Below are 24,130 nucleotides of genomic sequence, written 5' to 3'. Positions count from 1 at the left end.
TCATATTTCGATATAAAGTGAAACTTTAATCAGTGGGGCTTTGTTCATCCCCACACTGATTATTAATTGAACCAAGGGATAAAAAGATAGAGGGTCTGACCAGAAAACTGGAGGGCATGATTCTATAACAGAAAGCTTAACGTTTATAGAATTATGCCTTTTTATATAGGGAGGGTAGTAAACGGGGATTTCGACAAAAATGTACTTATTTATCTGAATTTTAAGTTTTATAAAAGGAGAGAAATGGAATGAGAAGAAAAGCGCCATTTAAAGTGTTATCGTCATTAGCAATTGCGGCAATTATCGGATGCACATCTGTAATGAGTGCTCCATTAACATACGCAGAAACGCCAGCAAAAGAGAAAGATAATGTATCTACAACACCAATTGATTACAATTTAATTCAAGAAGATCGTTTAGCGGAAGCACTGAAAGAAAGAGGAACAATTAATCCAGCATCTTCTAAAGAAGAGACGAAAAAAGCTGTTGAGCAATATATTGAAAAGAAACAAGGAGATCAGGCGAATAAAGAAATTCTTCCAGATGCTCACTCACAAGAAACGTCTGATTTCACAAAAAAAGTAAAAGAGAAAAAGATGGAAGAAAAGGAAAATGTAAAAAAGGCTGAAAAAAATGTTAGCCTTGAGCAAAAGCCAGAACCAAATAAAAAGCAATTGAATGGGCAAGTTCCAACTTCAAAAGCAAAGCAAGCTCCATATAAGGGATCTGTTCGATCGGATAAAGTATTAGTGTTACTCGTTGAATTTAGTGATTATAAACATAATAATATTGATCAAACACCAGGTTATATGTATTCGAAAGACTTTAGTAGAGAACATTATCAAAAGATGTTGTTCGGTAATGAGCCGTATACTTTATTTGATGGTTCAAAAGTAAAAACGTTTAAACAATACTATGAAGAGCAGTCTGGTGGTAGTTATACGACAGATGGATATGTAACGGAGTGGCTAACTGTTCCAGGAAAAGCATCTGATTATGGGGCTGATGGTAGCAGTGGTCACGATAATAAAGGTCCAAAGGGTGCACGTGATTTAGTGAAAGAAGCTTTGCATGCAGCTGCTGAGAAAGGACTAGATTTATCCCAGTTTGATCAATTTGATAGATATGATACAAACGGGGACGGGAATCAAAATGAACCTGACGGTGTAATTGATCATTTAATGGTAATCCATGCTGGTGTTGGTCAAGAAGCTGGTGGCGGTAAATTAGGTGATGATGCAATCTGGTCACATCGTTCAAAATTATCAGTAGATCCAGTAGCGATTGAAGGTACGAAATCAAAGGTAGATTACTTTGGTGGTAAAGTAGCAGCACATGATTACACAATTGAACCAGAAGATGGAGCTGTAGGTGTGTTTGCACATGAATTTGGACATGATCTTGGATTACCAGATGAATATGACACGAAATATACTGGAAATGGTTCACCAGTCGAAGCTTGGTCATTAATGAGTGGAGGTAGTTGGACAGGGAAAATCGCAGGAACAGAGCCGACTAGTTTTTCACCACAAAATAAAGATTTCTTACAAAAGAATATGGGTGGCAACTGGGCAAAAATATTAGAAGTAGATTACGATAAAATTAAGAGTGGTGTGGGAGTTCCTACCTATATTGATCAAAGTGTTACGAAATCAAATCGTCCAGGAGTTGTACGTGTTAACTTACCAGGTAAAAGTGTTGAAACGATTAAACCGGAGTTTGGAAAGCATGCATATTATAGTACAAGAGGCGATGATATGCATACAACGTTAGAGACACCATTCTTTGATTTAACGAAAGGAACAAATGCAAAATTCGATTATAAAGCAAATTATGAGTTAGAAGCAGAGTGCGATTTCGTCGAAGTACATGCAGTAACAGAAGATGGAACGAAAACATTAATTGATAGACTTGGGGAAAAAGTAGTCCAAGGAGATAAAGATACAACAGATGGGAAATGGATTGATAAATCATATGATTTAAGTCAATTTAAAGGAAAAAAAGTGAAACTACAATTCGACTATATTACAGATCCGGCTGTAACATATAAAGGTTTTGCGATGGATAATGTAAATGTAACTGTTGATGGACAAGTTGTATTTTCTGATGATGTAGAAGGACAGTCTAAAATGAATTTAAATGGTTTTGTTGTTTCTGATGGGACAGAGAAGAAAGCTCATTATTACTACTTAGAGTGGAGAAACTATGCGGGATCAGATAATGGTTTAAAAGCAGGAAAAGGTCCAGTGTATAATACAGGCCTTGTCGTTTGGTATGCAGATGATAGTTTCAAAGATAACTGGGTTGGGATGCATCCAGGTGAAGGATTCCTGGGTGTTGTAGATTCTCATCCAGAAGCGCTAGTTGGTAATTTAAACGGAAAACCAGCATACGGTAATACGGGCATGCAAATTGCAGATGCTGCATTTTCATTTGATAAAACACCAGCATGGAGTGTAAATTCATTAACACGTGGTCAGTTTAACTATTCTGGATTACAAGGTGTTACAACTTTTGATGATTCAAAAGTATATAGTAACAAGCAAATTGCAGACGCAGGAAGAAAAGTTCCAAACCTTGGACTTAAATTCCAAGTTGTTGGACAGGCAGAAGATAAATCGGCAGGCGCTGTTTGGATTAAACGTTAATAACATAAAAGCACATTCTTCATATGAAGAGTGTGCTTTTTGATTTGTACAGTAAGTTATTATTTTAGTTTATCCCGCATTAACGGTCAGTAAGATCCCCACCTCAAAATTCAGTGGAAGTAAAGAAGTTAGTTGGGAGATCAACTGCCCGTAAAAGCCCGATTGGTTCAACTAATAATCAGTGGGGAGGAACCAAACCCCCACTGATTAAAGTTTCACTTTATGTAATACAAGTGTTTATTCATGTGTACTGTATCAAATTATGTGGGGAAAGGAAATATTTCCGAGGAAATTGTCGAAGTATCGTCAGTATTTATAAACTTTCTGTTTAAAAGAAGAGATGTATTATTGCCTCTGCGGCTCAATTTATTTACATTGTTATTTGGTTATACACAAAAGTAATATATTGGGCAAAAAGAGTTCTATTCGATAGGGCTCTTTGGTTTTGTATTTGATATACAAATATTAACCTCAATTGTTTGGAAATGTATCTTCTTGTTTAGCGTCATTTGGACTTTAACTACAGTTTTTGTTTTTCGTTTATATGAAGAAGGAGATGAGCGGTTACCTTTTATATTTAAATTAATTGGCATTATTCCAACGCTTCCATTATATTACGAGTTATATCAATATGCATTAAAAAAAAGACAACGATGGATTATCCCATCATTGTCTTTTTTACTTTGCTTCTTACATAAATCATCCCAGCAAATGTTAATAAAAATGCTGTCCCGATAATGAAGCTGACGCTAGGTGATGCTCCGATTGCGCCGACTGTAAAGGAGCCAGCAACAACTCCTAATGAGAAGAAGGCATAAAATAATCCGAATGCCTTTCCGCGATTATCGTCTGTAGTATTTTCAACGAGTAAAGCGTTAATAGATGGAAAGAGGATTGCGAATCCAATTCCATAAATCATCATTACGATAAAGAGCATACCTTTTGTAGCAAATAATCCGAGTAAAGATAATGCGAATGCCATAACTGCAATTCCGATTAGCATTAGTTTCGAACGATTAAATCGATCATAAATACGATTTGTTGGAAGTAAGAAGAAGAGGATAGCGGTTATACCAAATACACTTAACATCATGCCTGTTGTGGATGCTTTAAGCGCTAATGCCTCAACTTTTACTGGTAACATGTAAGTGACAATTCCTTGTGAAAACATTAATGTGAAAGCACCAATATATGCTTGTAATAACGGTTCTGATTTTAAAAGTTCAACCATATCTTCTTTGTTCATCATTTGTGTTCTTGATGTATCTTTTCTTGATACGTTATTTGGTAAGAAGAATAGAGATACGATCGTACCAAGAGCCATTAAAATAGAAATAGTAATGAAGACCCATTCTACGCCAGCTGTTGCTTTCATAATACCGCTGAAAGCAGGTCCTACGATTGCGGCTGTTCCAACAGCAGCACCAGATAGAGCCATTGCTTTTCCTTGTCTTTTTGCATTTGTTTGTTTTGATAAAAATGTAAAGGCAGCAGGAATTAAAAAGCCATCACTAAATCCATGCATAAAGCGCACAACTAATAGTTGTTCACCACTTTGAACAACGGTGTATAACAAGACTATGAAACTCGTAATTCCCATGCTTATATAAAGGATTTTTTTTGCACCAAATTTATCGACAGCGGCTCCAGCAATAATATTACCGATCATATTAGCGAATGAGTACATACCGACAACTAGCCCGATAATAAGAGGAGTTCCTCCAAGGCTTTGAGCGAAAGTACTCATAATAGGTAATTGTGAAAATGTATCTAAAAATGCCACGATAACGATAAAGTAAATAAAATATTTCAAGCGATATTCACCTCTCCTATGCTATTATGGCACAATGCTAATTTCACCTGCAATGAAATTGAATTAACAGATGTGGAAAAAAGTACAAAGTGACAAAATATTGAACGTTATTTGTAAAAAATTAGTGGGAATGTGATTGTTTTTTTGAAATATATGGATAGAAGTATTATAATAGAATTGTAAACTTCACCAGGTTAAGTATATACATAGAGAGGGATGTATAAAATGAAAGCACTACTTTGGCATAATCAACGTGATGTACGAGTAGAAGAAGTACCAGAACCAACAGTAAAACCAGGAACAGTGAAAATCAAAGTTAAATGGTGTGGTATTTGTGGGACAGACTTGCATGAATATTTAGCAGGGCCTATTTTTATTCCAACAGAAGAACATCCATTAACACATGTGAAAGCACCTGTTATTTTAGGTCATGAGTTTAGTGGTGAGGTAATAGAGATTGGTGAAGGAGTTACATCTCATAAAGTGGGAGACCGCGTTGTTGTAGAGCCAATTTATTCTTGTGGTAAATGTGAAGCTTGTAAACATGGACATTACAATGTTTGTGAACAACTTGTTTTCCACGGTCTTGGCGGAGAAGGCGGCGGTTTCTCTGAATATACAGTAGTACCAGAAGATATGGTTCATCACATTCCAGATGAAATGACGTATGAACAAGGTGCGCTTGTAGAACCAGCAGCAGTAGCAGTTCATGCAGTACGTCAAAGTAAATTAAAAGAAGGGGAAGCTGTAGCGGTATTTGGTTGCGGTCCAATTGGACTTCTTGTTATCCAAGCAGCTAAAGCAGCAGGAGCAACTCCTGTTATTGCAGTTGAACTTTCTAAAGAACGTCAAGAGTTAGCGAAATTAGCAGGTGCGGATTATGTATTAAATCCAGCAACTCAAGATGTGTTAGCTGAAATTCGTAACTTAACAAATGGTTTAGGGGTAAATGTTAGCTTTGAAGTAACAGGTGTTGAAGTTGTACTACGTCAAGCGATTGAAAGTACAAGCTTTGAAGGACAAACTGTAATTGTTAGTGTATGGGAAAAAGACGCAACAATTACTCCAAATAATTTAGTATTAAAAGAAAAAGAAGTTATTGGTATTTTAGGATACCGTCACATCTTCCCAGCCGTTATTAAATTAATTAGCTCTGGTCAAATTCAAGCAGAGAAATTAATTACGAAAAAAATTACAGTCGATCAAGTTGTTGAAGAAGGATTTGAAGCACTTGTAAAAGATAAAACACAAGTGAAAATTCTTGTTTCACCTAAATAAGATAGAATCGAATAAAGTAGCTCTTTTCTAGAAATAGAAGAGGGCTACTTTTTTTCTATACTGAAAGGTGATAGACTTTCCTTTGACTCAATGTATTTTTGTTTGGAAGGGAGAATCTAATGCTTTCATTTTTGTTAACTTTAAAGCGAATGTTAAGAGCCTGTTTACGAGCGTGGAAAGATAAAGAATTTCAAGTATTATTTGTATTAACAATTCTGACTTTAATATCGGGTACGATTTTTTATAGTACAGTTGAAGGATTACGTCCTATTGACGCTTTATATTTTAGTGTGGTCACGTTGACGACTGTCGGTGATGGGAATTTTAGTCCGCAAACTGATTTCGGAAAGATATTTACAATCTTATACATATTTATTGGGATTGGACTAGTGTTTGGATTTATTCATAAGTTAGCAGTTAATGTACAATTGCCAAGTATATTATCGAATAGAAAAAAAGAGTAAAGCATTCAGATGCTTTACTTTTTTTTTACATTAGTTTAGACAAGCCTTAATAATAGTTTATTAAAATGAAAGTGTATTCATTCATTATATTCACTGTGTATAAAGTTATAATGATATGAACATTTGCATATTTTAATTTAGTGATAGAAATTTCGTGAAAGGTGGGATATTCTAGTCATAGGTTAACCGGACGACATCATAGGATCCTAACAAAATGTTTACAATAATTCAATTATAAAATGGAGGATTTTATATGAAAAAGAAAGTACTTGCTTTAGCAGCAGCTATTACATTAGTTGCTCCATTACAAAGTGTTGCATTTGCTCATGAAAATGATGGGGCACAGAGATTTGGAGTTATTCCGCGCTGGTCTGCTGAAGATAAACATAAAGAAGGCGTGAATTCTCATTTATGGATTGTAAACCGTGCAATTGATATTATGTCTCGTAATACAACACTTGTAAAACAAGATCGAGTTGCACTATTAAATGAATGGCGTACGGAGTTAGAGAACGGTATTTATGCTGCTGACTATGAAAATCCTTATTATGATAATAGCACATTTGCTTCACATTTCTATGACCCTGACAATGGGAAAACTTATATTCCGTATGCAAAGCAAGCAAAGGAAACAGGAGCTAAATATTTTAAATTAGCTGGTGAGTCTTATAAAAATAAAGATATGAAACAAGCGTTCTTCTATTTAGGATTATCTCTTCATTATTTAGGGGATGTAAACCAACCGATGCATGCGGCAAACTTTACGAATCTATCGTATCCACAAGGATTCCATTCTAAATATGAAAACTTTGTAGATACGATAAAAGATAATTATAAAGTAACGGATGGAAATGGATATTGGAACTGGAAAGGTACGAATCCAGAAGATTGGATTCATGGAGCAGCAGTAGTTGCGAAACAAGATTACGCTGGCATTGTAAATGATAATACGAAAGATTGGTTCGTGAGAGCTGCTGTATCACAAGAATATGCAGATAAATGGCGCGCTGAAGTTACACCAATGACAGGTAAGCGTTTAATGGATGCACAACGTGTTACTGCTGGATATATTCAGCTTTGGTTTGATACGTACGGAAATCGTTAAGTATTTAAAAAAGGTCAAATCTCAGAATAGAGTATTTGGCCTTTTTATCACTATACAATACATGGGGGTATGAAACGTGAAATGTAAATTGCTAAAAGGTGTACTTAGCTTAGGTGTTGGTTTAGGAGCTTTATATAGCGGAACGTCAGCTCAAGCAGAAGTGTCTACAAATCAAAATGATACATTAAAAGTGATGACGCATAATGTATATATGCTATCAACAAACTTATATCCGAACTGGGGACAAACTGAGCGTGCTGATTTAATCGGGGCGGCAGATTATATAAAGAATCAAGATGTAGTTATATTAAATGAAGTGTTTGATAATAGCGCTTCAGATCGTTTATTAGGGAATTTGAAGAAAGAATATCCAAATCAAACAGCAGTATTAGGTCGTAGTAGTGGAAGTGAATGGGATAAAACGTTAGGAAACTATTCATCTTCAACTCCTGAAGATGGTGGCGTTGCGATTGTGAGCAAATGGCCAATCGCTGAAAAGATTCAATATGTATTTGCAAAAGGATGCGGGCCAGATAATTTATCGAATAAAGGATTTGTATACACGAAAATTAAGAAAAATGATCGCTTCGTTCACGTGATTGGTACGCATTTGCAAGCGGAAGATAGTATGTGCGGAAAAACTTCACCTGCATCTGTACGTACAGACCAATTAAAAGAAATTCAAGACTTTATTAAAAATAAAAATATACCAAATAATGAGTATGTGTTAATTGGCGGTGATATGAACGTAAATAAAATTAATGCAGAGAACAAGAATGATTCAGAGTATGCATCTATGTTTAAAACATTGAACGCTTCTGTACCATCTTATACTGGACATACAGCGACTTGGGACGCAACGACAAACAGTATTGCAAAATATAATTTCCCTGATAGTCCTGCTGAGTATTTAGATTATATTATTGCAAGTAAAGACCATGCGAACCCATCATATATAGAGAATAAGGTGTTACAGCCGAAATCTCCACAATGGACTGTTACATCGTGGTTCCAAAAATATACGTATAATGATTACTCTGATCATTATCCAGTAGAGGCGACTATTTCTATGAAGTAGTTTCAAAAAGTTTCTTCGTAAAGAAGAAACTTTTTTTATTTGCAAACAGGAAAATCACACTTTCTTTCCAATATGTATAAGACATATTGAGAAGAGGAGAGAAAAATGTGGATCGAGGAATTTTTAAAGAAGTTCCATTACCGTGTGCATTTTTGGATGAAATGGCTTTAGATAGAAATATTCAATCGATTATAGAGTTAAGTGGAAATAAGAAGATTCGTATAGCGAGTAAATCGTTACGCTCTGTTCCGATTATGCAAAAGATTTTAGCTGCAAATGATCGATTTCAAGGTATTATGTGCTTTTCACCTAGAGAGATTTTATTTTTAATAGAACAAGGATTTAATGATTTATTGCTTGGATATCCTGCTTACGATGAAAGAGCTCTGTATGAAATTAGTTTGTTAACAAAGAAAGGTTTCATTATAACTTGTATGGTGGATTGTGAAGAGCATATTGTGTATTTAGAAAGCATTGCTGAGAAATCTAAAGGATGTTTTCGTGTTTGTTTGGATATTGATATGAGTAGTCGTTTCTTTCAATTTCATTTTGGTGTACAAAGGTCCCCAGTAAAAAATGTGCAGGATGCGTTGAAAGTAGTAGAAAAGGTGAGAAGGTCATCATATTTAATGTTAGATGGTGTAATGGGTTATGAAGCTCAAATTGCTGGGGTGGGAGATCATATACCGAATCAATGGTTGAAAAGTAAAATAATTTCATATTTAAAGCAGAAATCAGTGCTAGAAGTGAAAGAAAGAAGAGAACATATTGTAAAAGCAATACAAAACCTTGGTATTGAGCTAAGGTTTGTAAATGGAGGCGGAACAGGAAGTATAAAAACAACCGAGAAAGATAATTCAGTTTCAGAGATTACAATAGGTTCTGCTTTTTATTCTCCGAAGCTGTTTGATTATTATAAAGAGGTGAAATTTTATCCAGCGGTCGGATTTGCCTTACCAGTTGTGCGTAAACCAGTCCCGTTTATTTACACTTGCCTAGGTGGTGGATATATTGCTTCAGGAGCAGTTGGAAAAGATAAAGAGCCTGAAGTTTGGAGACCGAAGGGTGCAAAACTATTAGCTTTAGAAGGTGCTGGCGAGGTACAAACGCCAATTTTTTATAAAGGTGAGGAACGAGTGGATATAGGAGAGTCCATTTTGTTTCGCCATAGTAAAGCTGGTGAGTTATGTGAGCGTTTTCCCTTTTTGTATCGTGTTAAAAAAGGAGAGATTGTTGGGGAGTATTCAACATATCGGGGGGATGGCCAATGCTTTCTATAAAGGGACAAAAGTGGAGAAATTGGACAGGGAATGTAGAAGGAACGCCGCATTATACGATGTATCCAGAAAGTATACAAGATGTAGTAGAAGTTGTGGGACTTGCGCGAAAAAAGGGGAAGAAAATTCGTGTTGTCGGTTCAGGACATTCGTTTACACCCCTTGTGCAAACGGAAGAAGTTTTAGTTTCTTTAGATGAATTGAAGGGTATTGTGAATATTGATGCAGAGAAGATGGTTGCTGAAGTATGGGCAGGAACAAAGTTATATGATTTAGGGAAGTTACTTGAGGAAAAAGGGTATGCGCAAGAAAATTTAGGGGATATTGATTCGCAATCTATTGCAGGAGCGATTAGTACGGGGACTCATGGAACGGGTATTACCTTTGGGAGCTTATCAACACAAGTTATAGAGATTACGGCAGTTCTATCTAATGGTGAGAGTATAGTTTGTTCGGAAGCTGAGAACGTAGAATATTGGAGAGCGTTTCAGTTGTCACTTGGAATGTTAGGTATCATTGTAAAGATAAAATTGAAGGTTATTCCAGCGTATTCACTCGTTTATGAAAGTGAAAAACAGTCATTATCCACTGTAATGAACAAACTAGAAGAATATAAGAAGCATCGTCATTTTGAATTTTTCGTTTTTCCTTATTCTGATGAAGTACAAGTAAAACTTACGAACGAAACAACGAATCAAGGCAGTGATTTGAAATGGCATAAACTAAAGGTGGAGTTACTTGAAAATAGGATGTTCTCTTTACTATCTAAAGGGTGTAAATGGTTTCCTTCTATAAGTAAAGGAGTGAGTCGATTATCAGCTAAAGCTGTACCAAACACAAAAATAATTGGCCCGAGCTATGAAGTATTTGCTACATCACGTACGGTACCATTTTATGAAATGGAGTATAGCATTCCTTCAAAGTATATGAGGACGGTTGTAGAAGAAATCTCAAATCTTATTGAAAAGAAAAAGTATAAGGTGCACTTTCCGATCGAATGCCGCTATGTAAAAGGGGATGATATATGGCTTAGTCCAGCCTATGGAAGAGATTCAGCGTATATCGCTGTTCATATGTATAAAGGTATGAAATATGCTGCTTACTTTGGCGAAGTGGAAAAAATTTTTCTGAAGTATGAAGGGCGTCCGCATTGGGGGAAAATGCATACATTATCATATGAGCAATTACAAGATATATATCCAGAGTTTCATTCGTTTTTACAGGTGAGGAAATCTCTAGATGAACTTGGAATGTTTTTTAATCCTTATGCAGAAAAATTATTTATCCCGCTATTTGCCGGGCAGTAAGACCCCCGCTGATTAAGGTTTCACATTATGTATATGAAAAAGCTGACAAATAATTATTTGTCAGCTTTTTTTAGCGTAATTGCATTTCTTGTATGACTAATATGTTCATAAAATAGTAGTTTATCACGGCTAAATACATGCAGTAAAACATGAATAATAAATAGGCCGTTAATGATAAATAGGAATAACAATGTAACGAGTAATACTAAAGGTTCTGTGTGATTTAAAATAGAGCTACTAGAAAGAATGTAATTGATTCCGCCTAACGCAAAATAAAATATACCGTAGCGAATAAATAGTTCTTTTAATGTAATACGATCTGATTTTCCTTTCAGGTGAATGCGAAGCAATGCTTTCCCAATTGTTTTTCCATTCGTAAAGTATGGAATAATAATAAAGTAAATAAGGATTGAACACGTAATGAAAATGAGTTCATACATATTCGTGTAAGATTGCATATTAGAAACGAAGAAAGAATTTCCTTTGTTTTTAACGACAGGTACGACGATAGATAAGAAAATCCAATCAATTTGCATTGCGATAAGGCGACGAATGAATCCGACTGGTTTCGTTTCCAAATTAATATGACTATCTAACTCGTTTGTCTTCGGAAGGAAGTACGTAAATATTGGTGCAATGATAAAACCAATTACGCCACCTAATGTATTTAAAAACAAATCATCGATATCAAATAATCGGTATGCACAATTGTATATACCGTATAATCCAGTCACTTGTGTTAGCTCAAAAAATAGTGAAAGGAAAAAGGAAATGCAAATTGTTTGTAAGAAACTACGTCGGAAATAATAACGTAAGTAAATGCCGAATGGAACAGTTAATAGAACATTAAAGGCAACTTGTAAAAACGCAGACTCTTTTAATAAGTAGAAATAAGTAGTTGGTTTCGTTAAAACTGCCGATGTATGACTACTAATCTCTTGTATGAAATAAAATGGTGAGAGTTGCATGTGTTGTGTATTAGCCGGTTGTAGGCTACAAGTATCAAACGTTTGTGGCAACGGCAAAATAACAAGAAAATAGGCATTTAATAAGTAAAGTAATAATGAGTATAAAATAAATGAGCGCCATTTATTTAAATAACCGTATTTTCGATAATTAAATATTAAAAAAGGAATTAAAAGAAACATTGCTAAAAAGGGAAATAAAATAAATGCTGTTTTCACTGGAAATAAATATGCAGTCAAAGTAAAACTCCTTTCAATAAAAATTCGTTTATCATTATAGCGCTAAAAATATTTAAATACAAAGTTAAAATCTTTCGAAATAGAAATAATTACTAATTTTATAGGAATTAAGTTATAATAAATTTAATATAAGGATATTATGATTATATAAGTTGAGAGAGGGTACAAGAGATGCGATATGAACTTTTTTCTGTAAGTGGGGATCATATTACGACTTTTGAAAGTGCATGGCGTTTTCAGGAGGGAGAACAGATTTTTGTTCATGATGATCAAACAAAACGAAACTTTATTATTATTCGGCTGACGCATGATGTATTTCAACAAAATAAACATGTTATTCGTTTGTATTGTCAAGAGAAGAAAGTGTATGCATAAGAGAAGCCCTCTTACAGTATGAAAAGTAAGAGGGTCCTTACCTCGTTATTTGTGAACAGCCCAATTGATGAGGGCTGATTAAAGTTTCACTTTATCATTTTGTCCCTCGTAAGGAATAAAAAGAGAAGGGTTAATGCACATAGGTAGCATTTGATTTGGAAGAAAGGATATAGCCTTGTATTTTGTGCTTCAAAGTTTCATTGCCTTCTTTTTGAGAAAGCCATGTATGGTAATCTTGTTGTGTTTTCCATAACATACGAATCATATATTCTGCCTTATCATTTGTACGATGAACATGTGAAAACTCTATGTTAATACAACCGTTCGTTCCAGGGGAAGGATAATATTGTTTAAGCCCATAAAATAGCTCATTTTCATATCCGTACTTAATGTGAATGAGTTTAGTAACTATAAACATATAAACACCTCTTTTACGATAATAGTAGGAAAGATAGAATTACTGTAATAGTGAACTTGAATAATATTATACTATTCAGAAAATTCAAAGTAAATGATAGGTTTTAACTTAATAAAGGTATAAAAAAGCGAGTCATTCTATTACACTAGATGACTCGCTTTCAATTTGTAAGTTTTACTTTATAAGAAAATAAGAGTAAGTACACCTACGATAATACAATAGAAAGAGAAATATTTTAAATTTCCTTTTGCCATAATGTTCATAAACCATTTTAGTGAAATATACGTCATGATAAATGTTGCGATGAATGCAACGACATATGGTACGAATAATGTGTCTAGATTTGGATCATTTGCAATGTCTGTAATGCTTAACAACAAGCCACCTAAGCTAACAGGAATGTATAGTAAGAATGAGAAGCGAAGAGCTGTTTCTTGCTTCATACCAAGTAACATTGCTGCTACGATTGTGGCACCAGATCGGCTTATTCCGGGAATCAGTGCGCAAGCTTGTGCTAATCCGACGATGATTGCATCTTTCATAGAAAGGTCGCCATCATTTTTACGACCGCGTAAATTTCTAATAATCCAAAGGCCGACAGCAGTAATAAGAAGGGAAATCCCAACCATCTTCACACCTTTTAAGTACTGATCGATGTAATCTTTAAATAAAACACCAATAACACCTGCTGGAATGGTTGCAATAACAAGATAAATAATAAAGAAGAAATCTGATTTTGCGTCTTCTGCTCTTGTAAATATATAAGAGAGACCATTCTTCGTTAGACGAATTAAATCATTTTTATAAATAAGTAATACAGCTAATAATGAAGCTGAATTAACAAGTAGTTCGAAGCTAAATCCTTCTATTTTTAGTCCTAGCAAATGTTGTGCTAAAACGAGATGACCACTTGAAGAAATCGGAATTGGTTCTGTTAGTCCTTGGAACAGACCGAGAATTAAATATTTTAAAACGTAGTAAAATTGTTCCATAATAACCTCCTTGTTTATTAGTTGAAAGAAACAACTTTTCCATTATAACAAAGATATGGATGAATATTGAAAAGAAATAAATATTCAAAATAAAATAAAAATCCCTTATAGCAGTATAAGGGATTTTTATTTTTAATTAAGAAGTTACTGTTTCTTGAAGACTTTTAGACAATTGAACATCGACTTTTTCAGCATCATGAATATGATTCATAATAGTAGTATTTAATTTTTGGAACATTTGTTGTGTGTTAGCAAATTCTCGTAATATGTCATCATTACAAGACTTTTGGTTTTCGATAGCCTTAATAACATTTGTAGCACCATTTTGTAACGTTTGAATCATAACTAAAATATTTTCAATTCTAGCATTTGTATCGGCGCTCATTTCTACACCTTCATCGACTAAATGTAAATTATCTTTTGTGTTATCATATGCTTTTTCAATTTCTTCTTGAATTTTTTTGGTTAAGTTGCCGATGTTTTTTGTACTTTCTGCTGTACTTTCCGCTAGCTTTCTTACCTCATTGGCAACGACAGCGAATCCTTTACCGTGCTCCCCAGCACGTGCGGCTTCAATACTCGCATTTAATGCAAGTAAATTTGTTTGTGCTGCAATGTTTTGAATGACTTCTACAATTTGCTCGATTTCCTTTGAGCGTTCGCTTAGATGATTCATACTATTAGACGTGCGTTGAGATTGTTCACCTAATTTATTAATTACAATAAGTAAACGGTGAACGGATTCTTTTCCTTCATTAGAGCAGTCAATAATTTCTGCAATAGACTGAATTAGGCTTTGTTCCTTTTGTAACATTTCATTATTTAACTCATTGGAATGTGTCGTACGTGTTGAAACATTTTCGAAACATGAACTTAATTGTTGAACTAAATTTTGAAGTGTATTGTGTTGGTTATTTACAAGTTGATGCTCTTGGACAACGCTTTGTACACGATCGTGGATAGTAGAAATAGTCTCTTGCTTTTCAATATCTTTTTGTTTTAATTCTAATTCTAATTCTTGTATACGCTCTTCTAATTGAGCAATTGTATGTTGGAGTGATTTTTTTTGAGTAAACATGTATTTATTTCAACCGCCTTCGAAAGTTATATTTTCTCTATATTTGGATTTTAGCATCTTTTGTATTTTTTAAATATAGGAATTGTTAAATATTTAAGAATCTATTACATTTTATTCATAATTCTCTTTTTTTCGTCACGAAAAATAAACTGTATTTAATCGTTTTGTAAACAAACTGTAAAATAAATCATGTATAACTGTATAAGAAGGGAGTCGGATTATGAACTATTTTAAGCGAATCAGCTGTCTAGTATTAGCAGGAATTATCGGTCTTTCTAGTACAGTCGCTGTTAAAGCAGAGTCAAACGACGAGAAACTTAACAACATGCAACAGCAATTGCAACAAAACGATGCAGAAATGCAAAAGAAAGAGCAAGAAAAGCAAGCTGTTAGTAAAGAAATTAAAGGTATCGAAAACGAACTACATAATTTAAATAATACAATTGCAAAAAATAAAGAGGATCAAGCTGCTATTCAACGTAAAATTGATGAAACACATAAGCAGATTGAACAAAAAAAGGAAGAAATTATCGTTTTAGAGGATAAAGTCCTTGCTCGTAAAGATATTATGAGAAAACGTATGGTTTCTGTTCAAAACAGTTCAAATACAAGTTTAGTAGTAGAAGTTGTAGTAGAGTCAAAAAACTTTGCAGACTTCTTACAACGTATGAACGCAGTTTCTACTATTCTAGAAGCTGATAAAGAAATTTTACGTCTACAAGAACAAGATCTTCGTCAAATTGAAGAGGACAAGAAAACAATTGACGAAAAAGAAGCATCTTTAGTAGTAGACAAACAAAAATTAGCAAAAGCGCAAGCTGAACTGCAAGATAACTTGAAAAAACGTCAAGATAACTTGCAAACAGTTCAAGCTAAATATAATGAAGTTGCAAGCCAACTTAATTTAGCAGCGGAAGAGAAAGCTAAAATTGAATCAAATATGAAGGCAGTACAAGAAACAATTGCTCGTGAACAAGAAGCAGCAAGAATTGCGGCAGAAGAGCGTGCAAAAGCAGAAGCGGCTGCAAAAGCAGAACAAGAAGCTTTAGCGAAAGCGCAAGCGGAAATTGCTGAAAAGCAAAAGCAAGAAAAAGCTAGTAAACCGGCTGAACCAGTTGCTAATAATAATTCGAAGGTAGAACCTGCACAACCTGAACCATCTTCTAAGCCAACTGCTGGTGGGAAAGAAATTTATGTAGAAGCTACAGCTTATACAGCTGATCCAGCGGAAAATGGTTATGCACCAGGTCAACAAGTATTTTCTGCATGGGGACACTATAACTTAACTGCAAACCCAGGAATGAAATTAATTGCTGTAGATCCAAGTGTTATTCCATTAGGTAAGACTGTAAATGTTGAAGGTTATGGAGTAGCAATTGCAGCCGATACTGGTGGAGCTATTAAGGGGCATAGAATTGATGTTTTAATGCCAGATAAAGGTTCATCAAGTAGCTGGGGCAGAAGAACAGTTAAAGTTACAATTTTAAACTAACAAGTAATCCAACTTTACAATACGTAGAGTTGGATTTTTTTATAAAATTAATGTTAAGTTGAGTTTACATTTTGTTAAGGATAGCATACAATAATGGTGAGAGGTGGTAAATTTGACCATTTTAAACAGAGTAAAAGAATTAAGAGCTCGTTTTAACTTTACGCAAAGTGTATTAGCAGAAAAGGTTGGAGTAACGAGACAAACAATTGCTGCAATTGAAAAAGGGGATTACGTTCCTTCGTTGTTATTAGCACTTACGATTTGTGATGTGTTTCAGTTAAAGATGGAAGATGTGTTTGTTTTAAATAAGGAGGGGGAAGAGGATGAATAGAATTGTTTTTTCTTATATCATAAACGTGCTTTATACTGCTTTAGCATGCTGGACATTTGTTGAATTTTATAGTGTTATTACAGAGTTAGCAGATATATTTAAAAACGAGAAATTCCCGTTTGAAGTAGCGGTTAATGGAGTACCATTTATTTTATTATTTATTGGAGCTATTATAGTTACAATTTTTTATAGAATTCAAAAGAAAAAATATAAGAATTTATCTTTTTGGATGTATCCATTATTATTTCCGCTAGAAGATGAACGTGAAAAAGCGATTACGGATAAAGCTTGTCGAACAACATTTGTATCGTTATGGTTTGTGTTACCTTGTGCAGTTGGATTTTTAACTTTTTCGCCTATTATTAATGAATATCTTCCTGGATACCCATTATATACTCTATTTTCTATTTTCTTTATTCAAATGACAGTATTTCACGTATCACTATACAGAAATAAATTAGCTTGAAAAGAAACCTTCTTGCACCGGCAAGAAGGTTTCTTTTCAAGCTAATACTTGTACATATAGCGATATTATTTTATCATTTTATATAGAGTAAGATTTTGTAAGGGAAAGGAACTGTGTATGAATAAGCAAAGAATTTATAGTATAGTAGCAATTCTGCTATTTGTTGTAGGTGGCGTGTTAATTGGAAAGCCATTTTATGATGGATATCAGGCCGAAAAGAAACAGACTGAAAATGTGCAGGCTGTTCAAAAGATGGATTATGAAAAGCATGAGACGGAATTTGTAGATGCTTCCAAAATTAATCAACCAGACTTGGCGGAAGTAGCGAATGCATCATTAGATAAGAAACAAGTAATTGGTCGTATTTCGATTCCAAGTGTTTCAGTAGAACTGCCTGTTTTAAAAGCTTCTACTGAAAAAAACTTATTATCAGGTGCAGCGACAGTAAAAGAGAATCAAGTTATGGGAAAAGGAAATTACGCATTAGCAGGACATAACATGTCTAAAAAAGGTGTTTTATTTAGTGATATAGCTTCTTTGAAAAAAGGCGATAAAATTTATTTGTATGACAATGAAAATGAATATGAGTATGCGGTTACTGGTGTATCTGAAGTGACTCCTGATAAGTGGGAAGTTGTAGAGGATCATGGGAAAGATGAGATAACGCTTATTACATGTGTATCTGTAAAGGATAATTCTAAGCGTTATGTTGTTGCTGGTGATTTAGTAGGAACGAAGGCGAAGAAGTAAAAAAAGAAGGTGAACTCTTTAAAGAGTTCACCTTCTTTTTTTACTAATGTTGAGAAATAATAGAATATTTTGGTTTGTATTTAAACATTCTTCTATTTATGTATAATAAAGTTAGAATTCTATTTTGGGGAGGAACAAGAGTGAGACAACAGGTGAAGAAACTTCTTTTCACAACGAGTATAGCGTTATTGGTAGCTCCAATTTCAGCTTATGCGCATCCAGGGCGTACAGATGCTAATGGAGGACATACGTGTCGTACAAATTGTGAGAAATGGGGATTACAGTACGGGGAATATCATTATCACAATAAACCAGCTTCTAGTAGTGGTGCAACGAGCCCAGCTCCTAGCCAGAATAATAATAGTGCTGTAGAAGCTGAGAGACAAGCAGAAGCACAGCGCAATACTGAGGCTGAAAAACAACGTGCTGCAGAAGCACAGCGTAAAGCTGAAGAAGAGAGACAACGTGTAGCCGAGGAACAAAGAAAAGCTGAAGAGGCACGTAAACAAGAGGAAGCGCAGCACCAAGCTGATATGGAAAAAGGTCAACTTGAAGGTCAAAAGAATGGAGAAACTGATTTTAAAGCAGGAAAAAATGATGTAGAAGTGCATGTAGCTGGAAAATCTGATGCATATAAACAAGCGTTTAAAGCGACTTATGCAGCCGCATGGTCTTTAGAAGAGCAGAAGAAAACGCATTTTGAAAAAGGAAAAGAACAAGGTTTAGCACAAGAGACGATGGACGATAGTCAAGTTGCTTCAGAGTTTAAGGTAAACTTTGCAGACGGATTTAAAGTAGGGAATAAAGAAAGAACAGAAAAAATTGAAAAAGAGCAAGCTGAGTTAGGGGAAAAGACAGGGAAAGAATTAGCTGAAAAGAATCCTGGAAATAGAGAGAAAGAAGTATACGTGAAGGCATATGAAACAGCGTATGAAAAAGGCTATAAATCTACAAAAAAGGCAGTAGAAAAAGCTGGCTATAAGTATGCATTTGAAAACTATGATTTAAAAGTTCCTGCTAAGTATGAAAGAAATGAATTGTTAAAGAAATGGTTTACTGAAGGATTTAAATCGAATAAAAAAGCAGCGGAAATTCGAGAAGAAGGGTATAAAAAGGGAGACAGCTGGTTCTCATTCTTCTATAAGAGTTTCGTACCAAGTGAATATAAAGAACATAAAGAGCTGTACGAACAAGCAATAGAACAAGGTAAAACAGCATAAAAAAAGATGAGGAGAAATTCCTCATCTTTTTTTAATCCATCCATTTCACTAATTTCTTAGAAATTAATAATAAAACACAACCTAGTACAATTGCCACAGCGCCAATAACTGTGAATACTTCAGCGTATCCAAGTGAAGTTGTGAAGCTTGCAAGTTGTCCGCCTAAAATGTTGGCGATACCTGAACTTGCTAGCCATACACCCATTAGTAAAGATGCTAATTTTACCGGAGCAAGCGCACTAACCATTGATAGTCCGACAGGTGATAAGAATAGCTCACCTAACGTATGGAAAAGATACGTAAAGACGATAAATAGTAAGTTTGCTTTTTCTGTAATGTTATGTTCATCACTACCTGTTTTTAATGTAGCGATAACGAGAATGATATAACCGATACCGAGCAAGATCATACCAAGTCCCATTTTAGTTGGGATTTTTAAATCACCCTGCTTGCGAGTTGCAAGTTTTGCCCATAATGCAGAAATGACTGGAGCAAGCAAAATAATAAATAATGGATTGACCGATTGGAACCAAGATGTTGGAACTTCCCATCCGAACACAGAGCGGTCTACAAATTTGTTTGTATATAATGTTAATGAGCTACCAGCTTGTTCAAAGCCAGCCCAGAAGAAGACAACGAAGCATGTTAAAATGACGATAACTGCGGTACGTTGTTTTTCTTTTTTTGTTAATGGTGTATCTCCTACTGATGGTTGTCCAGCAGCTGTTTGTAAATCGCGAGTTGGTTTTTTACCGATATTACCAAGGAAGCGATTTGATAGTGTTGTAAATAAAATTTGTCCAATAATCATTCCGATTGAAGCGGCTAAGAAACCGTAACGGAATCCGTAATGTACAACGCCATCAACTGTTGTTTTGAATAAATTTTCTGATAAAAATCCGCAAACGAGTGGAGCTAAAAATGACCCGACGTTAATACCCATATAGAAAATGGTAAATGCACTATCACGTTTTGGATCGTTCTCTTCGTATAATTCCCCAACCAGTGTAGAGATGTTCGGTTTGAAGAATCCGTTACCGATAATAATAAGCGCTAATCCGAGGTATAGGCCTAATTGGTTTTGCAAGGCAAATAGTGTAAGGTTACCGATTGCCATTGTTATACCACCAATTGTGATTGCTTTTCGTCTACCTAGAAAACGGTCTGTTAAGTATCCACCAATCATTGGTGTGAAATAACAGGCTCCAGTGTAAAATCCGTAAATAGAGAGTGCCCATGCGGGACTAAACCCAAGACCACCGCTTACTAAAGCTGTCGTTAAATATAATGTTAATAATCCTCGTAATCCATAGTAACTAAATCTTTCCCACATTTCTGTAAAGAAGAGTAAGTATAAACCTGGAGGATGTTTCTTTTTTCTTTGTTGTTCTCTTTCTAGTTGTATCGCTGATTCCATGTTATTTTCCTCCTGACACAAACAAAAACAAAGTTAATAATTTTGTACATTTAATATTTTACCTTATTAACTATTATAAGTCAATAAAGGTTGATTTTTCAGAAGAAATTGGAAAAGAGGAATAGCTATAGAATGGGTGTTTCTTTTGTGATAGACTATGGACTATGTTTTCTTTGTAAGGAAGCGGGTTATTGTACTTTTTTATATGTGAAATTGATTTCATAAAAGATGAAATTAAAGAAGGAGAAAGAAATGAAATTGTTACAGAAAAAAGAAATTTTACTTATTAGCCTTATGTTATTCTCTATGTTCTTTGGAGCAGGGAATCTTATATTTCCACCTTTCCTTGGGTATGAAGCAGGAGAACATGTTTGGATTTCATTAGTAGGGTTTATTATATCAGCAACAGGTCTTCCTATATTAGGTGTTATCTCTATTGCAAAAGCAGGAAGTTTTCAAACGTTAGCGGGTAGGGTTCATTCTTCATTTGCAATTATTTTTCCATGTATCGTGTATGTATTTATTGGACCTGGGCTTGGTATACCACGTGCGGGAAGTTTAGCTTTTGAAATGGGGCCAGGTCAGTTATTCCCTGAAGCAGGAAACGGATTATTATTGTTTTACACAGTTATTTTCTTTAGTATTGTTTACTGGTTAAGTTTATCCCCATCTAAATTAATGGGGTTGTTTGGAAAAGTCTTGACGCCGTTATTATTATGTATGATTGCACTCATTTTTATAAAGAGTATGTTTACAACGGTAGGAGATATGAAAGAACCAATAGGGAACTATGGACAAGCTCCTATGTTTCAAGGGTTTTTAGATGGATATTTAACAATGGATGCGTTAGCTGCTTTAATCTTTGGAATTGTTATTGCAAATGCATTACGTGCAAAGGGTATTGAAGATGATAAAGGTTTAGCGAAATATATGAGTATTGCTGGAATTGGGGCAGGACTATTATTATCTATTATTTATGTCATCCTTGGATATGTGGGGGCAATTAGTGGCTCATTAGGAACATTTGATAACGGTGCGAAAGTGTTAGCACAAGTTATGATTACATTATTTGGACAGGGCGGAGTCGTTTTATTAGGTCTTATTTTTACTATCGCGTGTTTATGTGTTTCAATTGGACTTGTTACGTCTTGTAGTCAATTTTTTGCGAGTGCATTTCCGAAAGTATCTTATAAAGTGTGGGCATTTATAGTAAGCGTTGTTAGTATGATCTTAGCTAATTTAGGATTAACGCAAATTTTAAAAGTATCAGTACCAATTCTTGGATTTATTTATCCAATTGCATTAACGCTTATTATTCTAGGGTTATTCCATAAGTATATTGGGAAGTATGCATACGTATATGCAGTAACTGTTTGGATTGTAGCAATATTTAGTGCAATTGATATTTTAAATAAAAATGTAATGATGAATCAGTGGACGTCAGTATTAAAATACATTCCGTTTTATACAGAAGGTGTTGGGTGGATTGTTCCAGCTATTATAGGCATGTGTCTTGGTTTCATCGTTAGTATTGCTTTAAATAAGAATAAATGAGTAAAAAGGTGTTTTCCTATTTTGGGAAGACACCTTTCTTTTTTTGGAAAAATACTATTGAAAATGAATAGACTAAGAGTATGATAAAGATAATTGGTAATATATAGGTTTAATGAGAGTTACGAATAAGGGGGTAGCATATGAAGAAGGATTTGGATAAGAAAATAGAAGCACTCGAAACGGCAATTGAAACGATTCAAGAAGCACTTGCTGAATTAAAGGTGAAGCAAAGGGAAATAGAAGTAGAAAACGCTCAGCAACATGTTAGTAAGGAAAAGAAGGAATATATTGAAACGGTAATGGAGGAAAAGCCAAAAGAAGAAATAGTTACGATAAAAGAGCCTGTGCAAGAACGTGAGGTAAAACAAGTAGATATATCTGCTTTTAAACCAGAGCCATTTAATATTATTAAGTTTTGTCAAACGTGGTTACCTCGTGTATTTGTCGGTATTATGTTGCTTGGAGTGATCTGGTTATTTAAAGCAGGGGTAGATGCTGGTTTATTAACACCAGCGATACGAATTGTGTTTGGTATCGCATTATCTATCGGGTTGTATTATATAGGAGATATTCAAATTAAAAGAGAGCGGCAAGCGTTAGGATTAGTATTAGCTGGAGGAAGTATTACCGGGATTGTTCTAACGACGTTTGCAGCACATTATTTGTATGCATTTATTCCGGCAAGCGTCGCGTTTCTCTGTAATATTGCATGGGTTATTTTAGGTATTTATTTAGCGAAAAGATATCAATCGGAATATCTCACTATTTTCGTAGCGGTCGGTGCGTTCTTCGTACCATTCTTGTTAAATAGTACGACTCCGAATCCTTATATTTTCTTTGGATATGAGACAGTATTAACACTTAGTTTATTATGGTATGCGTTGAAAAATCGTTATAAATACTTATATATGATTTCTTACGCTGTTGCTGCCATTGTCCTTTTCGTTTTCTTTGCTGTTATGTCAATGTTAGTAGAGAACTTGCAAATACAGTTAACGATTGTATATGGTTTGATTCATTTACTATTATTTTGGCATATGTTTACGGAGAGAAGTTTTATACTAGAGCCACGTTTGGCGATATTTAGTGCGAATGCAGTGTTCTTTATACTAGCTATTTCAAAAATACCTGATTTTACAACATGGGGATTGATTATTAGTGCATTCGTACATGCCGCTATGTTCGTATGTGAATATAGGAAAAATAGACATTCTACATTTACAAATCTCTTATTTGGTTTCGCAATGGGAGCATTTAGTTTAGCAATTTTATATGAGTATAGTTTAGTGAATGCAGCGATTGTACTATTGTTACAAGGTTTCCTCGGCATGGTCACTTCTATTAAAGTAAAACAACAGATAAAATTGTATGTTAGTGCGACGGTTTACGCAATTGGAATGATACAGACTATTTTTAGCCCGTTTGATCAATTTATTTCGGCAGGCTTTGTTGCTCATCTTATTTTAATAGGAACGTTCTATTATTGCATGAGAGAAGCGAAAGAAGTATTAGCGAGCTTCGGCAAATATATGTATTCTATAGTGCTCTATTGGTTTATGATAATTGTATTTATTACAATTACGAGAATCGGTGAAGTTTTATCTACAGATGGAAGCGTAATTAGTGTATCAGTATCGTTATTATGGATGGTATATGCATTATTTGCGGTTTGGTTTGGAAGAAATAGAAATATGAATGAAATATTATATGCTGGTTTAGTCGTTTTAGTCGTAACGGTAGGGAAGTTATTCTTACTTGACTTACCAGAGGTATCGATGATGATTAGGGCAGTGTTATTCCTAATCGTCGGTAGTATAGGTATCGTTATTTCAAGAATGTTTTTCTCGAAGGAAGAGAAGTGA

21 protein-coding genes and 1 pseudogene are annotated in these 24,130 nt (G+C 34.6%); 16 read left to right on the top strand and 6 right to left on the bottom strand.

The window, feature by feature from the left end; genetic code table 11:
* Positions 1 to 248: 248 nt before the first annotated feature.
* Both inhA2 and M1D66_RS23870 read left to right on the top strand, forming a co-directional pair.
* Positions 249 to 2,648, top strand: a complete 2,400-nt coding sequence (gene inhA2 / locus M1D66_RS23875; protein WP_001252991.1) for a M6 family metalloprotease immune inhibitor InhA2 — start codon at positions 249 to 251, stop codon at positions 2,646 to 2,648.
* Positions 2,649 to 3,077: 429 nt separating this feature from the next.
* Positions 3,078 to 3,386 (top strand): annotated as a pseudogene (locus M1D66_RS23870) (hypothetical protein); the annotation flags it as partial.
* Here M1D66_RS23870 and M1D66_RS23865 read toward each other — a convergent pair.
* The gene (locus M1D66_RS23865; RefSeq protein ID WP_000873272.1) at positions 3,307 to 4,461 is read right to left on the bottom strand and encodes an MFS transporter; all 1,155 of its coding nucleotides are present in this window, start codon (positions 4,459 to 4,461) and stop codon (positions 3,307 to 3,309) included. The pseudogene M1D66_RS23870 and the gene M1D66_RS23865 overlap by 80 nt on opposite strands.
* Positions 4,462 to 4,686: 225 nt before the next feature.
* Between M1D66_RS23865 and bdhA the strand changes: the two genes are divergently transcribed.
* The 6 genes from bdhA to M1D66_RS23835 all read left to right on the top strand — a co-directional run bounded on the left by bdhA (position 4,687) and on the right by M1D66_RS23835 (position 10,970).
* Entirely contained in the window at positions 4,687 to 5,739 is a 1,053-nt protein-coding gene (gene bdhA, locus M1D66_RS23860; protein ID WP_000645827.1) for a (R,R)-butanediol dehydrogenase, read from the top strand.
* A gap of 119 nt (positions 5,740 to 5,858) precedes the next feature.
* Positions 5,859 to 6,203, top strand: coding sequence for a potassium channel family protein (locus M1D66_RS23855; protein WP_000948210.1), 345 nt, complete (start codon positions 5,859 to 5,861; stop codon positions 6,201 to 6,203).
* A gap of 253 nt (positions 6,204 to 6,456) precedes the next feature.
* Complete coding sequence (gene cerA / locus M1D66_RS23850; RefSeq protein WP_000730995.1) at positions 6,457 to 7,308, top strand: phospholipase CerA; 852 nt, start codon at positions 6,457 to 6,459, stop codon at positions 7,306 to 7,308.
* 76 nt (positions 7,309 to 7,384) lie between these two features.
* Positions 7,385 to 8,386, top strand: a complete 1,002-nt coding sequence (gene sph, locus M1D66_RS23845) for a sphingomyelinase C (RefSeq protein ID WP_000649835.1) — start codon at positions 7,385 to 7,387, stop codon at positions 8,384 to 8,386.
* Between the two features lie 107 nt (positions 8,387 to 8,493).
* Positions 8,494 to 9,666, top strand: a complete 1,173-nt coding sequence (locus M1D66_RS23840) for an amino acid deaminase/aldolase (RefSeq protein WP_000373736.1) — start codon at positions 8,494 to 8,496, stop codon at positions 9,664 to 9,666.
* Entirely contained in the window at positions 9,654 to 10,970 is a 1,317-nt protein-coding gene (locus M1D66_RS23835; RefSeq protein WP_025710080.1) for a D-arabinono-1,4-lactone oxidase, read from the top strand. Before M1D66_RS23840 ends, M1D66_RS23835 begins: the two co-directional genes overlap by 13 nt.
* 53 nt (positions 10,971 to 11,023) lie before the next feature.
* On the opposite strand, the gene M1D66_RS23830 is transcribed toward M1D66_RS23835, so the two are convergent.
* Positions 11,024 to 12,175, bottom strand: coding sequence for a VanZ family protein (locus M1D66_RS23830; RefSeq protein ID WP_086384873.1), 1,152 nt, complete (start codon positions 12,173 to 12,175; stop codon positions 11,024 to 11,026).
* Between the two features lie 171 nt (positions 12,176 to 12,346).
* Between M1D66_RS23830 and M1D66_RS23825 the strand changes: the two genes are divergently transcribed.
* Complete coding sequence (locus M1D66_RS23825) at positions 12,347 to 12,550, top strand: hypothetical protein (protein WP_001268332.1); 204 nt, start codon at positions 12,347 to 12,349, stop codon at positions 12,548 to 12,550.
* Between the two features lie 130 nt (positions 12,551 to 12,680).
* Here M1D66_RS23825 and M1D66_RS23820 read toward each other — a convergent pair whose 3' ends face one another.
* From M1D66_RS23820 to M1D66_RS23810, 3 genes are all read right to left on the bottom strand, one after another.
* Complete coding sequence (locus M1D66_RS23820) at positions 12,681 to 12,968, bottom strand: hypothetical protein (RefSeq protein ID WP_000471249.1); 288 nt, start codon at positions 12,966 to 12,968, stop codon at positions 12,681 to 12,683.
* 179 nt (positions 12,969 to 13,147) lie between these two features.
* The gene (locus M1D66_RS23815; RefSeq protein WP_242554871.1) at positions 13,148 to 13,960 is read right to left on the bottom strand and encodes an undecaprenyl-diphosphate phosphatase; all 813 of its coding nucleotides are present in this window, start codon (positions 13,958 to 13,960) and stop codon (positions 13,148 to 13,150) included.
* A gap of 136 nt (positions 13,961 to 14,096) precedes the next feature.
* A complete protein-coding gene (locus M1D66_RS23810) occupies positions 14,097 to 14,774 on the bottom strand; it encodes a methyl-accepting chemotaxis protein (RefSeq protein WP_000939456.1) in 678 nt (225 codons plus the stop codon).
* Between the two features lie 484 nt (positions 14,775 to 15,258).
* On the opposite strand from M1D66_RS23810, the gene M1D66_RS23805 reads away from it, so the two are divergent.
* The 5 genes from M1D66_RS23805 (at position 15,259) to M1D66_RS23785 (ending at position 19,297) form a co-directional block, all read left to right on the top strand.
* Positions 15,259 to 16,530, top strand: a complete 1,272-nt coding sequence (locus tag M1D66_RS23805; protein WP_001105778.1) for a 3D domain-containing protein — start codon at positions 15,259 to 15,261, stop codon at positions 16,528 to 16,530.
* Between the two features lie 112 nt (positions 16,531 to 16,642).
* Positions 16,643 to 16,861, top strand: a complete 219-nt coding sequence (locus M1D66_RS23800; protein ID WP_000154019.1) for a helix-turn-helix transcriptional regulator — start codon at positions 16,643 to 16,645, stop codon at positions 16,859 to 16,861.
* Positions 16,854 to 17,327, top strand: coding sequence for a DUF2178 domain-containing protein (locus tag M1D66_RS23795; RefSeq protein ID WP_001080037.1), 474 nt, complete (start codon positions 16,854 to 16,856; stop codon positions 17,325 to 17,327). Before M1D66_RS23800 ends, M1D66_RS23795 begins: the two co-directional genes overlap by 8 nt.
* Positions 17,328 to 17,444: 117 nt before the next feature.
* Positions 17,445 to 18,077 carry a class A sortase gene (locus M1D66_RS23790; protein WP_001041724.1) on the top strand — a complete coding sequence of 211 codons (633 nt, stop codon included), beginning with the start codon at positions 17,445 to 17,447 and terminating at the stop codon, positions 18,075 to 18,077.
* 140 nt (positions 18,078 to 18,217) lie between these two features.
* Positions 18,218 to 19,297: a YHYH domain-containing protein gene (locus tag M1D66_RS23785; RefSeq protein WP_242554870.1), complete on the top strand. Its 1,080-nt coding sequence runs from the start codon at positions 18,218 to 18,220 to the stop codon at positions 19,295 to 19,297.
* A gap of 31 nt (positions 19,298 to 19,328) precedes the next feature.
* Here the strand turns inward: M1D66_RS23785 and M1D66_RS23780 are convergent, their stop codons facing one another.
* Positions 19,329 to 20,714, bottom strand: coding sequence for a peptide MFS transporter (locus M1D66_RS23780; RefSeq protein WP_000443143.1), 1,386 nt, complete (start codon positions 20,712 to 20,714; stop codon positions 19,329 to 19,331).
* Between the two features lie 252 nt (positions 20,715 to 20,966).
* On the opposite strand from M1D66_RS23780, the gene brnQ1 reads away from it, so the two are divergent.
* Together brnQ1 and M1D66_RS23770 are read left to right on the top strand one after the other, a co-directional pair.
* Positions 20,967 to 22,268 (top strand): branched-chain amino acid transport system II carrier protein BrnQ1, encoded by a 1,302-nt coding sequence (gene brnQ1, locus M1D66_RS23775; protein ID WP_000771695.1) that lies wholly within the window; start codon positions 20,967 to 20,969, stop codon positions 22,266 to 22,268.
* A 140-nt stretch (positions 22,269 to 22,408) separates the two neighbouring features.
* Complete coding sequence (locus M1D66_RS23770) at positions 22,409 to 24,130, top strand: DUF2339 domain-containing protein (RefSeq protein WP_086384876.1); 1,722 nt, start codon at positions 22,409 to 22,411, stop codon at positions 24,128 to 24,130.

The sequence above is a fragment of the Bacillus sp. PK6-16 genome, from assembly GCF_056530295.1.
Note: the sequence above shows the minus strand (reverse complement) of the source record. Positions and strands in the feature narration are given on the sequence as shown.

What these genes read in the sequence shown, in the direction of transcription:
- inhA2 (WP_001252991.1), top strand. Translation starts at nt 249, where the DNA reads ATGAGAAGAAAAGCGCCATTTAAAGTGTTATCGTCATTAGCAATTGCG.
- bdhA (WP_000645827.1), top strand. Translation starts at nt 4,687, where the DNA reads ATGAAAGCACTACTTTGGCATAATCAACGTGATGTACGAGTAGAAGAA.
- M1D66_RS23855 (WP_000948210.1), top strand. Translation starts at nt 5,859, where the DNA reads ATGCTTTCATTTTTGTTAACTTTAAAGCGAATGTTAAGAGCCTGTTTA.
- cerA (WP_000730995.1), top strand. Translation starts at nt 6,457, where the DNA reads ATGAAAAAGAAAGTACTTGCTTTAGCAGCAGCTATTACATTAGTTGCT.
- M1D66_RS23835 (WP_025710080.1), top strand. Translation starts at nt 9,654, where the DNA reads ATGCTTTCTATAAAGGGACAAAAGTGGAGAAATTGGACAGGGAATGTA.
- M1D66_RS23825 (WP_001268332.1), top strand. Translation starts at nt 12,347, where the DNA reads ATGCGATATGAACTTTTTTCTGTAAGTGGGGATCATATTACGACTTTT.
- M1D66_RS23820 (WP_000471249.1), bottom strand. Translation starts at nt 12,968, where the DNA reads ATGTTTATAGTTACTAAACTCATTCACATTAAGTACGGATATGAAAAT.
- M1D66_RS23815 (WP_242554871.1), bottom strand. Translation starts at nt 13,960, where the DNA reads ATGGAACAATTTTACTACGTTTTAAAATATTTAATTCTCGGTCTGTTC.
- M1D66_RS23810 (WP_000939456.1), bottom strand. Translation starts at nt 14,774, where the DNA reads ATGTTACAAAAGGAACAAAGCCTAATTCAGTCTATTGCAGAAATTATT.
- M1D66_RS23805 (WP_001105778.1), top strand. Translation starts at nt 15,259, where the DNA reads ATGAACTATTTTAAGCGAATCAGCTGTCTAGTATTAGCAGGAATTATC.
- M1D66_RS23795 (WP_001080037.1), top strand. Translation starts at nt 16,854, where the DNA reads ATGAATAGAATTGTTTTTTCTTATATCATAAACGTGCTTTATACTGCT.
- M1D66_RS23790 (WP_001041724.1), top strand. Translation starts at nt 17,445, where the DNA reads ATGAATAAGCAAAGAATTTATAGTATAGTAGCAATTCTGCTATTTGTT.
- M1D66_RS23780 (WP_000443143.1), bottom strand. Translation starts at nt 20,714, where the DNA reads ATGGAATCAGCGATACAACTAGAAAGAGAACAACAAAGAAAAAAGAAA.
- brnQ1 (WP_000771695.1), top strand. Translation starts at nt 20,967, where the DNA reads ATGAAATTGTTACAGAAAAAAGAAATTTTACTTATTAGCCTTATGTTA.
- M1D66_RS23770 (WP_086384876.1), top strand. Translation starts at nt 22,409, where the DNA reads ATGAAGAAGGATTTGGATAAGAAAATAGAAGCACTCGAAACGGCAATT.